This is a genomic window from Streptomyces sp. NBC_00442, assembly GCF_036014195.1.
Classification (GTDB): domain Bacteria; phylum Actinomycetota; class Actinomycetes; order Streptomycetales; family Streptomycetaceae; genus Streptomyces.
In genome coordinates this window covers 4,606,285-4,620,795 of record NZ_CP107918.1, presented here as the reverse complement: position 1 = coordinate 4,620,795, position 14,511 = coordinate 4,606,285, and the positions used below count along the sequence as shown (strand labels likewise).

Sequence of the window (14,511 nt, the reverse complement as noted above, 5' to 3'; positions counted from 1 at the left end):
ATGCCGGGCGGCATGGACATCCCCGGCGGGTTGGTCAGCGGGTCAGTCGACGAACAGGTTTCGCGCCGCGGCCTTCGCGTCGAACTCCTCCAGGCGGGCCTGCGCATCCGGCAGGCCGTCGCACATCGCCTCCAGCAGAACCCGCCCCAGCAGCATCGGCGCGCACGCCGTGTCGAAGGCGAGCCCGGTCCCGACGGCCGCCGGGATCAGGAGGTCGCTGTGCTTGGCGACCGGCGCGAACGCCGAGTCGGCGACGGTGACCACGGTGAGCCCGGCGGAGCGCGCGTACGCGAGCGTCTCCACGACCTCCCTGGGATGGCGCGGCAGCGCGAAGCACAGCAGCGCAGAGGCCCCGGCCCGCACCGCCGCGTCGATCCGGTCGGCCAGCATCGTGCCGCCCTCGTCGAGGAGGCGCACATCGGGGTGGACCTTGGCCGCGAAGTAGGCGAAGCCGCGGGCCTGCGAGGAGGCGGCCCGCAGACCCAGCACGGGCAGCGGCCGGGACGCCGCGAGCAGCCGGCCCGCGTTCTCGACCGGGGCGGGGTCGGCGAGCAGCCCGGCCAGGTGCTGGAGGTTCTCGATCTCGGCCCGCACCGCCTGCTGGTACTCGTTGTACGAGGTCTCGGCCACCGAGTCGGCCGGCGCCGGAGCCACCTCGCGCAGGTGGCGGCGGAGCGCCGGGTAGCCGTCGAAGCCGAGGGCGACCGCGAACCGGGTCACCGACGGCTGGCTGACACCCGCGAGTTCGGCGAGTTCGACGCTGGACAGGAACGGCACGTCGGCGGCCTGGCGCACCATGCAGTGGGCGATGCGCCGCTGGGTCGGGGTCAGCCGGCGCCCCTCGAAGAGCTGTTGCAGCCGTGCGGCAGGGCCTTCGCTCATGCCGTCCCCCTTCATACGTCCACGTCCTTGAACCGGTCGAGCAGTGCGGCCGCCCGGTCGACGTCGTCGGTCAGCGGCCGGTCGGTGACATCCTCGTCGAGCACCGACTCGGCGAGCGCGTACGCCCGCCCGACCGGGAGTTCCGGGTCGGGGCGCAGCCCGCGCTGGCGCAACGCCCGTACCGCCGCGACGAGTTCGCACCCCACCACCAGCCGCAGCGCCCCGCCGAGCCGCAGTGTCTGGCGGGCCGCGAGCGAGGCGAAGCTGGCCTGCTCCTCGACGCCCCGAGAGAGTACAGCGTGGCCGAGCGAGGCCGGGGCGGCGAAGGCCCGCAGATCACCCAGGGCGGCGCCGGCCGCGTACTCCAGGATCATCACGCCCGACGAGGCGGCCTCGGCGTCGGCGAGGAAGGGCTTGAGGCGGGTGTAGGCGGGTTCGTTGAGCGCGGAGAGCCGGGAGGTGGAGAGCCGGGCGACCTGGGTGACGGACAGCCTGAAGTGGTCCAGGGCCAGGGCGAGTTGGGCCATGTAGAAGCCGCCGTGGTGGTAGGCGGCGAGGTCGTCGGGGGAGATCAGCGGGTTCTCCGCGGCCGCGTTGATCTCGATCGCGAGGACGCGCTCCAGGGCATCGGCCGCGTCGCGCGCGGGCCCGTGGATCTGCGGCAGACAGCGGAAGCCGTACGGGTCCTGGATGCGGCCGAGCGGCGGGGTGGGCCGGGCGGGGGCGCCGAGCAGCGCGCGCATGCGGGCGGCCGTCGCGCGAGACCCGGGGTGCGGGCGGGCCACGTGCACCGGCTCCGCGTACGCCTCGTAGGAGCCGTCGACCGCGAGCAGCGAGAAGGCGCCGACGATCTCGGTGGCCGCGATCAGGCGGCGCAGCTCGTCAAGGGCGAGCGTGGCCTGGCCGAGCGTGAGCGCGTTGGAGCTGATCAGCGCGAGGGCGTCGTTGTTGTCGAGGGGCTGCGCCTCGGGCTCGGGGCCGCCCTGCCAGGGGTGCTCACCGGCGAGCGCGAGGCCGACCTGGGCGAGGGCGGCGATGTCGCCGGTGCCGACCGAGCCGAACTCGTTGACCACCGGCTGCGCCCCGGCCCCCAGCGCCTCGCACAGCGCGGTGACGACGCTGGGGCGAAGTCCCGCGCCGCCCGCGAGCAGCTGGTTGGCCCGCACCGCGAGCATCGCGCGGACCTCGCGGTCGGGCAGCGGATCGCCGATCGCGCCTGCGTGACTGCGCAGCAACCGCAGGCCGTGCCCGGCTGCGGCCTCGGTCGGCACGGCCTCGTTGCGGTTGGCGCCGACGCCGGTCGAGCGGCCGTACACCCGCCCGGACGCGGCGAGTTCGCGCGCGGTGTGCCAGGCGCGCTCGACCCGCAGCATCGCCTCGGCGGCGGGCTCGGGACGTGCCGCGCCGTCGGCGAGACGTACGACGTCGGCGACGGGCAGGGTCGCGCCGTCGAACACGACGACATCGGCCGACGGATCCCGCGAGGCGTGCGAGGCGTGGGAGGTGTGGGAGGACTGCTGATCCTGCGAGGCGTCCACGACGTGGGACGACAACATGCGCGAACACCACCATTTCCGGACGCGGAACACATGGCTCGGCCTTGAGCCATTGACAAATTATTCAGCCACCCAGAACTCTGCATGACCATATACAGCCGGGCAAGCCCGCACGCCTCCTCGTCGCGAAGGAGCACATCCTCCCCATGGCCGCACCAGCCGAACCAGCCGAACCAGCCCAACCAACAGGCCGAACCGACCGCGCCGAACCGGCGGGCCGAGCCGCGCTTCTCGTCGAGCGCCGCTCCATCGACTTCGTCCCGGACGCCGAGCGCCACGGCACCGCCTTCAGCCAGTTCACCCTGTGGCTCGGCGCCAATCTCCAGATCACCGCCGTCGTGACGGGCGCCCTCGCGGTGGTCTTCGGCGGCGGCGCGTTCTGGTCGCTGATCGGCCTCGTCGCCGGCAACCTCGTCGGCGGCGCCGTCATGGCGCTGCACTCGGCGCAGGGCCCGCGCCTCGGACTGCCGCAGATGATCTCCTCGCGGGCCCAGTTCGGCGTGAAGGGCGCCGTGGTCCCGCTGCTCCTGGTGATCGTGATGTACGTCGGGTTCTTCGCCAGCGGTACGGTGCTCGCCGGCCAGGCGGTCGGCGAACTCACCCACCTCGGCGAGACCCCGGGCATCGTGATCTTCGCCCTGGTCACCGCGGTGACCGCGGCGGTCGGCTACCGGGTCATCCACACGCTCGGCCGGGTGGCGAGCGTGGTCTGCGCGCTCGCCTTCGTCTACCTCGGCATCCGCCTGCTGGGCCGGATCGACCTGACGGCGGTCCTGCACGACCGGGCGTTCCACCTGCCGATGTTCCTGCTCGCGATGTCGCTCTCCGCGTCCTGGCAGCTCGCGTTCGGCCCGTACGTCGCGGACTACTCGCGCTATCTGCCCCGTACGACCAGCGCCGGCGCCACGTTCTGGTGGACGCTGGGCGGGTCGGCGCTCGGGTCGCAGTGGTCGATGACGTTCGGCGTGCTGGTGGCCGCGACCGCGGGCGGCGCGTTCCTCGACGACCAGGTGGGGTACGTCGTCGGGCTCGGCGGCACCGGCCTGATCGCCTCGTTCCTGTACTTCACGATCGCGCTGGGCAAGCTCACCATCAACGTCCTGAACACCTATGGCGGGTTCATGTCGATGGTGACCGGCATCGGCGGATTCCGGGGCCACCGGACGGTCGGGCAGCGGGCCCGCGCCCTCTACATCGGCGCCATCATGCTGGCCGGCACGGCGGTGGCGCTCGCGGGCAAGGACTCGTTCCTCACCTCGTTCAAGGACTTCCTGCTGTTCCTGCTGACCTTCTTCACGCCGTGGTCGGCGATCAACCTGGTCGACTACTACCTGATCTCCCGCGAACGCTACGACGTCCCCGCCCTCTTCGACACTGCGGGCCGCTACGGGGCCTGGCGCTGGGACGCGCTGTGCGTCTACGCGGCCGGTGTGCTCGCCCAGCTCCCGTTCCTCGCGACGAGCTTCTACACCGGTCCGCTGGTCGCCCCCCTCGGCGGCGCCGACATCTCGTGGATCGTGGGGCTCGCCGTGCCGGCGGCGCTCTACTTCGTGCTGGCACGCCGGAACCGGAACCGGAATACGGGGGGTACCCCCACTGTGGACGGGGCCGCCGCTCCGTACCGTGAACCGCATGGATGCCCGTGACACCGAGCCCCGGTCCAGTCTCGTGAAGGACACCGAGCTCAAGAAGGAACTGGACGCCACGCTCCACGCCCGCAGGGAGCTCGGCCCCGACTACGAGTCGGCGCTCGTCGACTCCTTCCTGGAGAAGGTCGAGCAGCGCGTCGACGGCTCCGTGGACCGCCGGGTGCGCCGTCAGCTGGCCGAGCAGCAGATGGTCGTGGCCCGGGGCGGCCGTCCGGCCCGCGGCGGCTCGGACAGCAACTTCGGCGAGCGCTTCGGCTTCGCCATGATCTCGCTGATCCTCGCGATCCCGCTCTCCGCGATCGGCGGGGTCAATGGGGGGCTCAAGGGGCTGGTGGTGACGTGGTGCGGGATTGTCGCGGTCAACGCGGTGCATGCGGCGCATCGGTGGCCGTGGGAGCGGATGGGGCGGCGCCGCACCGAGTCCGACTGAGCGGCCCCCGACCCCCTGGGGCTCCGCCCCGGACCCCGGGGAGTTTTCCCACCCTCCCCCAAGCTCTTAATGAGCAGGGGGGACCCCCATCCCGTGCGGCAACTCTGAAGGGTGCGGCTCCCTGGGGCTCCGCCCCAGACCCCGTTCGCGCCTAAAGGGCGCTCGTCCTCAAACGCCGGACAGGCTGAGGTGGCCCATGCTGCCCGGCACCGAGCAGTTAAGGGGCGCGGGGAACTGCGCGGGAAGTGGGCACGGTCCGCACACGAAGACGGGGTTCAGGGGCGCGGGGAACTGCGCGGGAAGTGGGCACGGTCCGCACACGAAAGCGGGGTGGGGTGGGCCGAGCGCGGGGGCCGTCGCACCCCCGGTCGCCCGGGGGCCGGGACGACGACGGTCCCCGCGAGGGACACGGGCCCGGCTTGCGCCGGAACCCCGCGTCCTGGGCGCCTGCAAGGAAAGCCCGGGAGCCGCTCCGGACCTACCTGACGCCACTGGTGGCATCGGCCGAGTGCCCCTGCCCGGGTCCCCCCGCCGACACCCCCACTGTGCACGGGCCGTGTTAAGCGGGTGCTGCGCGCACATGTCGCGCGCGTACCGGTTGCGCGACGGCGCCGCGCGGCTACTGCGGCGTACGGGCCAGGAAGGCCAGCAGGTCCTGGCGGCTGACCACACCCGTCGGCTTGCCCTCGACCAGGACGATCGCCGCGTCCGCCTTGCCCAGCACGGACATCAGGTCGCTCACCGGCTCGCCCGAACCGACCTGCGGCAGCGGCGCGCTCATGTGCTTCTCCAGCGGGTCGTCGAGCAGGGCGCGCTGCGCGAACAGGGCGTCGAGCAGCTCGCGTTCGACGACCGAGCCGATGACCTCGGCGGCCATCACGTCGGGGTGGCCCGCACCCGGCTTCACGATGGGCATCTGCGAGACGCCGTACTCGCGCAGCACCTCGATGGCCTGGCCGACCGTCTCCTCGGGGTGCATGTGCACCAGCGAGGGCAGGTGGCCGGCCTCCTTGAAGCCGAGCACGTCGGAGACGCGCGCCGAGTGGCTGCCCTCCTCCAGGAAGCCGTAGTCCGCCATCCACTCGTCGTTGAAGATCTTCGAGAGGTAGCCGCGGCCGGAGTCCGGGAGCAGCACGACGACGACGTCGTCGGGGCCGAGGCCCTCGGCGACCTTGAGCGCGGCCACGACGGCCATGCCGCAGGAACCGCCGACCAGGAGGCCCTCCTCCTTGGCCAGGCGGCGGGTCATCTGGAAGGAGTCCTTGTCGGACACGGCGACGATCTCGTCGGTGACCGTCCGGTCGTAGGCGGTCGGCCAGAAGTCCTCGCCGACGCCCTCCACCAGGTACGGCCGGCCGGAGCCGCCGCTGTAGACGGAGCCCTCCGGGTCCGCGCCGACCACGCGCACCTTCCCGTCGCTGGCCTCCTTGAGGTAGCGCCCGGTGCCGGTGATGGTGCCGCCGGTGCCGACGCCCGCGACGAAGTGGGTGATCTTCCCCTCCGTCTGGTCCCACAGCTCGGGACCGGTGGTCTCGTAGTGCGAACGGGGGTTGTTCGGGTTGCTGTACTGGTCCGGCTTCCAGGCGCCCGGCGTCTCGCGCACCAGGCGGTCGGAGACGTTGTAGTACGAGTCCGGGTGCTCGGGGTCGACGGCGGTCGGGCAGACCACGACCTCGGCGCCGTAGGCGCGCAGCACGTTGATCTTGTCCGTGGAGACCTTGTCAGGGCAGACGAAAATGCACTTGTAGCCCTTCTGCTGGGCCACGATGGCCAGGCCGACACCCGTGTTGCCGCTGGTCGGCTCGACGATGGTGCCACCGGGCTTGAGCGCGCCGGACTGCTCGGCCGCCTCGATCATGCGGACGGCGATCCGGTCCTTCACCGAGCCGCCCGGGTTGAAGTACTCGACCTTGGCCAGGACGGTCGCCTGAATGCCCTGGGTCACACTGTTGAGCCTCAGCAGCGGGGTGTTGCCTACGAGGCTGATCATCGAGTCGTGGAATCGCACCGTTGTCTCCGGGTCTCCGATTAGGTACCGCCAGCGTATGCGGACCGCGAGGGGGTGTTCACCTTTGCACTGGATTGAGCGACACCCGCTACCGGGCAGTTAGCTGGTGTACGACTGCAAGCTCCTGGGAGGTGGCGGTGACGGGGACTCTGTCGAGGGCGAGGGTGGCACGGCGGATCGCGACGGGCGCGGCGTTCGGCGGCGGCGGCATCGGGCTGCTGGCCGGAGCCGCGGTCGGTGTCGTGCTGGCCGAGCTCGCCCTCGCGAAACGCACGGTGGGCGGCGGCTCCCCGCAGGCCCCGAACGCGGACGGACTGTACGGGACGGCCTTCGCCGACGGTACGCCGCCGCTCAGGCTCGGCATGCTGGGCGACTCCACGGCGGCCGGCCAGGGCGTGCGGCGGGCGGGCCAGACCCCGGCCGCGCTGCTCGCCTCCGGGCTCGCGGCGGTCGCCGAGCGCATGGTCACGCTGCGGAACGTGGCGCTGCCGGGCGCCCGCTCGGACGACCTGGAACGCCAGGTGTCCCTGCTGCTCGCCGACCCTGGCCGCACCCCCGACGTCTGCGTGATCATGATCGGCGCGAACGACGTCACGACCCGGATGGCAGCCACCTCGTCGGTGCGCTACCTCTCGACCGCGGTGCGCCGGCTGCGTACCGCGGGGGCCGAAGTGGTCGTCGGCACCTGCCCCGACCTCGGCACCATCGAGCCCGTCTACCAGCCGTTGCGCTGGCTGGCCCGCCGCGTCTCGCGCCAGCTCGCGGCGGCGCAGACGATCGTGGTGGTGGAGCAGGGCGGGCGCACGGTGTCGCTGGGCCATCTGCTCGGCCCCGAGTTCGAGGCCAATCCGCGCGAACTGTTCGGACCCGACAACTACCACCCCTCGGCCGAGGGCTACGCGACCGCGGCGATGGCGGTACTGCCCACGCTGTGCGCCTCGCTCGGCCTGTGGCCCGAGTCCGACCACCCCGACGCCTCGCGCAACGAGGACATCCTGCCGGTGGCGAAGGCGGCCTCGGCCGCGGCGGCGCAGGCGGGCACGGAGGTCACGGGGGTGCGGGCGCCCTGGGCGCTGCTCAAGTACCGCCGCCGACGGCGGCTGTCCGCCCCCGTGGAGCCGACCCCCGACGGCTCGCACACACGGCCGTGACGGTCCTGAGCGATCGCTTAGAAAAGAGTCCCGCATCACACGCCACCCCGGATGACCAATCCACTACGTGCGGGTAACTTCCCAGGGAGTCCTGCCTTCCCATCCCTTGGAGCCGTGATGCCCGAAGCCGTGATCGTCTCGACCGCCCGCTCCCCCATCGGCCGCGCCTTCAAGGGGTCGCTCAAGGATCTCCGCCCCGACGACCTCACGGCCACGATCATCGAGGCCGCCCTCGCCAAGGTGCCCGGCCTCGACCCGCGCGACATCGACGACCTGATGCTCGGCTGCGGCCTCCCCGGCGGCGAGCAGGGCCACAACCTCGGCCGCATCGTGGCCGTGCAGATGGGCATGGACCACCTGCCGGGCTGCACCATCACCCGGTACTGCTCCTCCTCGCTCCAGACCTCCCGCATGGCCCTGCACGCCATCAAGGCCGGGGAGGGCGACGTGTTCGTCTCGGCCGGTGTCGAGATGGTCTCCCGCTCGGTCAAGGGCAGCAGCGACGGCCTGCCCGACACCCACAACCCGCTGTTCGCCGACGCCGAGGCGCGCACCGCCTCCGTCGCGCAGTCCGAGGGCGCGAGCTGGCACGACCCGCGCGAGGACGGCCTCGTCCCGGACGCGTACATCGCGATGGGCCAGACCGCCGAGAACCTCGCCCGCCTCAAGGGCATCTCGCGCCAGGAGATGGACGAGTTCGGCGTGCGCTCGCAGAACCTCGCCGAGGAAGCCATCAAGAACGGCTTCTGGGAGCGTGAGATCACCCCCGTCACGACCCCGGACGGCACCGTGGTCAGCAAGGACGACGGCCCCCGCGCCGGCGTCACCGTGGAGGGCGTGGCGGGCCTCAAGCCGGTCTTCCGCCCCGACGGCCTCGTCACGGCCGGCAACTGCTGTCCGCTCAACGACGGCGCCGCCGCCCTTGTGATCATGAGCGACACCAAGGCGCGCGAGCTGGGCCTGACCCCGCTGGCCCGCATCGTCTCGACCGGCGTGACGGGCCTGTCGCCCGAGATCATGGGCCTCGGGCCCGTCGAGGCGTCCCGTCAGGCGCTCAAGCGCGCCGGGCTCACCGTGGACGACATCGACCTCTTCGAGATCAACGAGGCCTTCGCCGCCCAGGTGATCCCGTCCTACCAGGACCTCGGCATCCCGCTGGACAAGCTGAACGTCAACGGCGGCGCCATCGCCGTCGGTCACCCCTTCGGCATGACCGGCGCCCGCATCACCGGCACTCTGATCAACAGCCTCCAGTTCCACGACAAGCAGTTCGGCCTGGAGACCATGTGCGTGGGCGGCGGCCAGGGCATGGCGATGGTCATCGAGCGCCTCAGCTGAAAAACGCCATCGGGCGGCCGGGAGCGCTGCGTTGACCCTTCGTCGACGCAGCGTTGACGTCCCGGCCGCCACCGGTCGTACGCGGAACGCGACGCCTGCCCCCCTGACCAGGGCTCTCGCGTCCCACAGGCCTCTCACAGCCAATCCTTCCGCGTCCTAACCGTGACCGAATCTCCCCCAGGATGTGACGTATCTCCTGCCCGGAGACCATTTTCCCAGGTCAGGCCCGGTATGCCGGTAAACCCGAGGCCCAAAGACCTGTCCATTTCGTGACGTAATGCACTGACACCGGGGGCGGGCTCACGACAAGCTGATGTAGGAAGTCGGGGAATCGTTTGAATCCGGGAGTACGTCAGTGAGCGCCATGCCTCTTGCCCTGCTGCTGACCACGGCCGCTGCCACGGCCGTGGGCGCCGCTGCCCTGCACGCTGCCCACGGGCTGCGCAAGCAGGTCGTGGCTCTGCGCGAAGACCTGGCAGCCACCCGTTTCGAGAACCGTGCCGAGCACGGCGTGAGCCTGCCGCATCAGGTCCGCTCCGCCGCGACACCGGCCGCCGACATACGGGCCGCCGTCGCGGAGGCCCTCGCCGAGGAGCGCGAGCGCGAGCTGGCCGAGGCGCGCGCCTTCTGGGCCGCCCAGGAGGCCAGGGACGCCGCGGACGCGCCCTCCCCGATGCTGGGCGGGCTCGCGGGCCTCGGCGACGACGCCGCGCTCTTCCTGCCCCGCCAGGCGGACTTCGCCGGCCTTGAGGCCGAAGCCCTGGAGATGGTCGAGGAGTTCCCCGAGGACTCCCCCGAGCTGGCCGCGGCCCGCCGCCGCCACCCCTCGCACCCCGACTTCGTGCCGGTCCAGACGCCCGTCGTCGCCGACCACGAGGCGACGGTGTCGCGCCTGGAGGAGCTCGCCGAGTCCCGTACCGCCCTCGCGGACGTGCGGCCGGGGCCGCTCGGCACGCTCGACGTGTACGTCTTCACCGACGGCACCACGCTCTGTATGACCCCGGGTCACCGGGAGACCTCGGAGCGCCTCGCTGCCGCCCTGCGCGACGGTCAGACCCCGGTGCTGCTCGGCGGGTCCGGTGTCTCCGGGGCGTATGCGCTGACGTTCTCGTGCGGCGAGGAAAGCGTGTACATCCTCGCGGACCGGGTCATCGCCTCCCTCTGACCGCACCCGGGGCTGTGCCCCAGCCCCCACGGGTCTTCGCACCCTCCCGCCCGTGCGGCAACTCCGAAGGCGCGGCTCCCCGGGGGGTTTTCCCACCCACCTCCCGTGCGGCAACTCCGAAGGCGCGGCTCCCCGGGGCTGCGCCCCGGACCCCGGGGGGTTTTCCCACCCTCCCGCCCGTGCGGCTACTTGAAGGCCTCAGCTCCCCGGGTCTGCGCCCCGGACCCCGGGGGGTTTTCCCACCCTCCCGCCCGTGCGACTACTTGAAGGCCTCAGCTCCCCGGGGCTGCGCCCCGGACCCCCCGAGGGGCTCCGCCCCTCCAACCCCGGCGGGGGCTCCGCCCCCTGCACCCCCGTTCGCGCCTAAAGGGCGCTCGTCCTCAAACGCCGGACAGGCTGAGGACGCCTCTACCGAGCCCCTCCAGGGGCGCAGGGAACCGCGCGAGACGTGAGCACGGCCCGCACACGACAACCGGCCGTTCAAGGGGCGCGGGGAACTGCGCGGCCAGCCGTCCACGGCCCGCGGACGAAAGCGGGTTTCAGGGGCGCGGGGAACTGCGCGACCAGCCACGCACGGCCCGCGCACGAAAACCCTGCCCAGCCCCCAACCCCCAGCCCCCACCCCCCGGCGGCTAGCCAAAGGCACGCCCCTCCGCCGCCTCCACCAGCCCCACCGCCCCCTCCGGCTCCCCGCCCGGCGGGGTCTTCGTCGTGTGCAGGGCCTGGGCCAAATCCCTTCCGGCGACCATGACTTGGTCGGCGACGCTGAACATCCCGGCGTCCGGCATGCGCAGGGGCTCGCGCTCCGGATCCTCGACGCGCTGCGCCCTGAGCGCCAACTCCCGCGCCAGAGCGAGCGCTTCGGCCGCCGCGCCGCGGCGCAGACGGCTCTCGGGCGCGGCGCGCAGCCGGTCGGCGAAACGGTCCACGGCCAGGATCAAGGGGTTCACATCGAGCACGCCGCGACCCTACGCGCCCGTCCCGCACTGTTGCCAATACGCGAACCCTGAGGCACGGTGCAGTGAAGGACCACGCAGCGCAATGCCTCCGGAGGCGCCGATGTCCCAAGTCTTCTCCGAAGAGACCCACCGCAACCTGCTCTCCCGCATCCCCCACTGCACCGGTCGTGAAGTGACCGACTGGCTCCGCACCGTCGAGGAAGGCCCCTCCCTCTTCCGTTTCGAGGAGAAGGTCAGCTGGCTCCGGAGCGAGCACGATCTCGCCTATGGGCACGCCAAGGCGATCATCCATGAGTACGACCTGAGGCGAGCCGCGCGACGCCTGCTCTAGTTCCGGGAGGATCGTTCTGTCCGGCTTTCCGCACCTCCGCGGGAAGTGCACCGCCCCTTCGCCCCGTCGGCCCCGGCCGGCGGGGCGACGTGCTGCCCGCGCCGCGCCGCCCGGCGCAAGCCGCACCCGCCACACAGGCCAAACCCGCCGCGCGAGCCAAACCCGCCGCGCAAGCCACACCCGCCGCGCCGCCCGCACCCGCCGCGCAAGCCAGACCCGTCGCACCCCGCACCCCGCGCCGCCCCCGCGCATCCGCGCATCCGCGCCGCACAACCCGCCTTCAGTAGGTGAACTCCCCATCCCCACAAGGGCTTTCACTGTTTTACCTCTTGACGCTCCGGACGCCGGGGAGCACAGTGACCGCGCAGCCCATCGCTGAGAGCGCTCTCAGAGCGCTCTCTTTCCGAGAGAGGCACCCCCCATGCGCCCGTCACCCCACAGACGAAACCCCGCGCGGCGAGCCCTGACCGCCGTGCTCGCCACCCTCGGCCTCGCCGCGGCGAGCGCCGCCGTCGTCGCGCTGCCCGCGAGCGCCTCCGCCCCGCCGCCCCCCGCCGGCTGGACCACCGTCTTCACCGACGACTTCGACGGGCCGGCCGGCTCGGGCATCAACACCGCCAACTGGCAGTACACGACCGGCACCAGCTACCCCGGCGGCCCGGCGGGCTTCGGGACCGGCGAGGTCGAGACGATGACCTCGTCCACCAGCAACGTCGCCCTCGACGGCGCGGGGAACCTGCGCATCACCCCGCAGCGCGACGCCTCGGGCCACTGGACGTCGGGCCGCGTCGAGACGAAGCGCACCGACTTCCAGCCCCCGGCCGGCGGCAAGCTCCGCATCGAGGCGCGGCTCCAGATGCCCGATGTGACGGGCGCCGCCGCCAAGGGCTACTGGCCGGCGTTCTGGGCGCTCGGCGCGCCCTTCCGCGGCAACTACTGGAACTGGCCCGGCATCGGCGAGCTCGACATCATGGAGAACGTGCAGGGCCTGAACAACAACTGGTCGACGATGCACTGCGGCACCAGCCCCGGCGGCCCCTGCAACGAGACCACCGGGATCGGCGGCCAGAAGGCCTGCGACGGCGCCACCTGCCAGGGCGGCTTCCACACGTACGCCGTCGAGTGGGACCGCTCGGGCGCCACCGAGCAGATGCGCTTCTACCTCGACGGCGTCAACTTCCATACGGTGAGCCAGAACCAGGTCGACGCGGCGACCTGGACCAACGCCACCAACCACGGCTACTTCGTCATCCTGAACGTCGCGATGGGCGGCGGCTTCCCCGACGCGTTCGGCGGCGGCCCCGACGCCGGCACCCAGCCGGGCCATCCCCTGGTCGTCGACTACGTCACCGTGCGGCAGGCCGGCGGTTCCGGCACCACCCCGCCCACCACGCCGCCGCCGTCGGGCAGCCGCGACGCGTACGGCACCGTCCAGGCCGAGTCGTACGACCAGCAGTCCGGCGTGTCCAACGAGGCCACCACCGACAGCGGCGGCGGCCAGGACATCGGTTCCCTCGCCAGTGGCGACTGGGCTCTCTACAAGGGCGTGAACTTCGGTACGACCGCGGCCAGGCAGTTCTCCGCCAGGGTGGCGAGCGGCGCGGCCGGCGGGGTCAGCGGCCTGGTGGAGGTCCGCCTGGACAGCCGGAGCAACGCGCCCGTCGGCAGCTTCGCCGTGGCCAACACGGGCGGCTGGCAGAGCTGGCGTACCGTCCCGGCGAACATCAGCGGCGTCACCGGCACCCACGACGTCTACCTGACCTTCACCAGTGGCCAGGGCGCCGACTTCGTCAACGTCAACTGGTTCGGATTCGGCCACTGATGAGGGGCGCGGGCATGAAGACCGTACGGCTCCTCCTGGCGGCCGCGGCCGCCAGCGCGCTCCTGCTCCTCGGCGCGGGCGGCGCCACGGCCGCCGGCCCGACCATCGGAACCCCGCGGGCCGCCGCCTCGGCCGGCTTCCCGATCGTGTTCCAGAACAACACCCACGGCGCGTACGCCGACGCACAGATCTACGTCACCGTGCTCGGCCAGATCACCCCGGGCCAGTGGTCGTACCTGAAGCCCGACGGCACGACCGCCCACATCAACCACCTCGACGCGAACGCGCCGGGCCACCTCACCAAGCACGGCGTGAACTACCCGAACATGTCGTTCACCCTGACGCAGGCGGGCGGCCGCGTGCCCTCCCCCGCCTCCATCCGCGGCGGCCGCATCTACCTCTCGCTCGGCTCGCCGCTCTACGTCCCGGTCTCGCCCGACGACCAGGGCTGGGGCGGCCCCGACCCCAACAACCCGTCCGATCCCAACAACGACGTCTACTACGACTGGTACGAGTACACCTTCGTCAACGGGCAGGCCGCGTACGGCGGGAACACCACCCAGGTCGACCAGTTCGGCTTCCCGATGACCGCCCGGCTGCGCCAGACCTCCAGCGGCTACGACACCACCCGGGGCATCGCCAAGTCCCGCGCCGAGGTCATGTCGGCGTACGCGGCAGGCGTCGGGGCGGCCTTCAAGCCGCTCCGGTCCGCCTACCGGATCGTGGCCCCGCGCTCGGCCGCCGCCTTCCCCGGCGACTACCTGACCTCCACCATCGACCAGACCTGGAGCTATTACGCCTCCCATCCCTTCACGCTGAGCGCGCCGGGCGAGACCTTCTCCGGGCACGTCGCGGGTTCCACGCTGACCTTCACCAGGAACGGAGCCGGCCCCTTCACCCTGAACAAGCCGACCTCGCGCGAGGTCATGGCCTGCTCGGGGGCGCTCGCCTCGGGCGGCGACGTGGAGAAGCGGCTCGGCGCGGAGTTCTGCGCCGCGTTCAACCGGGGCGTGGCCCAGAACACCTCCCTGTGGCACACCCCGTCCGCCTACTACCAGGGCGCGACCCCGAAGAACGACTACGCGGCCTTCTTCCACACCGTGGGCCTCGCGGGGCGCGCGTACGGCTTCCCCTACGACGACATCAACGACCAGTCGTCGGTGCAGATCCTGGGCAACGCGAACCCGCCGACGGAACTGACGCTCTCGATCGGCTGGTGA

At 72.1% G+C, this 14,511-nt stretch carries 12 protein-coding genes; 8 read left to right on the top strand and 4 right to left on the bottom strand.

What is annotated here, in order from left to right:
• Positions 1 to 42: 42 nt before the first annotated feature.
• Both OG432_RS20690 and OG432_RS20685 read right to left on the bottom strand, forming a co-directional pair.
• On the bottom strand, positions 43 to 882 hold the full coding sequence (locus OG432_RS20690; RefSeq protein ID WP_328312444.1) for a MurR/RpiR family transcriptional regulator: 840 nt from the start codon (positions 880 to 882) through the stop codon (positions 43 to 45).
• 11 nt (positions 883 to 893) lie between these two features.
• Positions 894 to 2,438, bottom strand: coding sequence for an aromatic amino acid ammonia-lyase (locus OG432_RS20685; protein ID WP_328312443.1), 1,545 nt, complete (start codon positions 2,436 to 2,438; stop codon positions 894 to 896).
• Positions 2,439 to 2,584: 146 nt separating this feature from the next.
• On the opposite strand from OG432_RS20685, the gene OG432_RS20680 reads away from it, so the two are divergent.
• Positions 2,585 to 4,084 (top strand): purine-cytosine permease family protein, encoded by a 1,500-nt coding sequence (locus OG432_RS20680; RefSeq protein ID WP_328312442.1) that lies wholly within the window; start codon positions 2,585 to 2,587, stop codon positions 4,082 to 4,084.
• Positions 4,071 to 4,517 carry a hypothetical protein gene (locus OG432_RS20675; protein WP_328312441.1) on the top strand — a complete coding sequence of 149 codons (447 nt, stop codon included), beginning with the start codon at positions 4,071 to 4,073 and terminating at the stop codon, positions 4,515 to 4,517. Before OG432_RS20680 ends, OG432_RS20675 begins: the two co-directional genes overlap by 14 nt.
• Before the next feature lie 619 nt (positions 4,518 to 5,136).
• On the opposite strand, the gene OG432_RS20670 is transcribed toward OG432_RS20675, so the two are convergent.
• Positions 5,137 to 6,525, bottom strand: coding sequence for a cystathionine beta-synthase (locus OG432_RS20670; RefSeq protein WP_328312440.1), 1,389 nt, complete (start codon positions 6,523 to 6,525; stop codon positions 5,137 to 5,139).
• Positions 6,526 to 6,689: 164 nt separating this feature from the next.
• On the opposite strand from OG432_RS20670, the gene OG432_RS20665 reads away from it, so the two are divergent.
• The 3 genes from OG432_RS20665 to OG432_RS20655 all read left to right on the top strand — a co-directional run bounded on the left by OG432_RS20665 (position 6,690) and on the right by OG432_RS20655 (position 10,179).
• Entirely contained in the window at positions 6,690 to 7,676 is a 987-nt protein-coding gene (locus OG432_RS20665) for an SGNH/GDSL hydrolase family protein (RefSeq protein WP_328315176.1), read from the top strand.
• A 117-nt stretch (positions 7,677 to 7,793) separates the two neighbouring features.
• Complete coding sequence (locus OG432_RS20660) at positions 7,794 to 9,014, top strand: acetyl-CoA C-acetyltransferase (RefSeq protein WP_328312439.1); 1,221 nt, start codon at positions 7,794 to 7,796, stop codon at positions 9,012 to 9,014.
• A gap of 364 nt (positions 9,015 to 9,378) precedes the next feature.
• Entirely contained in the window at positions 9,379 to 10,179 is an 801-nt protein-coding gene (locus OG432_RS20655) for a hypothetical protein (protein WP_328315175.1), read from the top strand.
• Between the two features lie 632 nt (positions 10,180 to 10,811).
• On the opposite strand, the gene OG432_RS20650 is transcribed toward OG432_RS20655, so the two are convergent.
• Positions 10,812 to 11,138 (bottom strand): hypothetical protein, encoded by a 327-nt coding sequence (locus OG432_RS20650; protein WP_328312438.1) that lies wholly within the window; start codon positions 11,136 to 11,138, stop codon positions 10,812 to 10,814.
• A gap of 100 nt (positions 11,139 to 11,238) precedes the next feature.
• Here OG432_RS20650 and OG432_RS20645 point away from each other — a divergent pair, with 100 nt between their 5' ends.
• The 3 genes from OG432_RS20645 (at position 11,239) to OG432_RS20635 (ending at position 14,511) form a co-directional block, all read left to right on the top strand.
• Entirely contained in the window at positions 11,239 to 11,469 is a 231-nt protein-coding gene (locus tag OG432_RS20645; protein ID WP_328312437.1) for a DUF4287 domain-containing protein, read from the top strand.
• A gap of 421 nt (positions 11,470 to 11,890) precedes the next feature.
• The gene (locus OG432_RS20640) at positions 11,891 to 13,291 is read left to right on the top strand and encodes a glycoside hydrolase family 16 protein (protein ID WP_328312436.1); all 1,401 of its coding nucleotides are present in this window, start codon (positions 11,891 to 11,893) and stop codon (positions 13,289 to 13,291) included.
• A 14-nt stretch (positions 13,292 to 13,305) separates the two neighbouring features.
• Complete coding sequence (locus OG432_RS20635) at positions 13,306 to 14,511, top strand: glycoside hydrolase family 64 protein (protein WP_328312435.1); 1,206 nt, start codon at positions 13,306 to 13,308, stop codon at positions 14,509 to 14,511.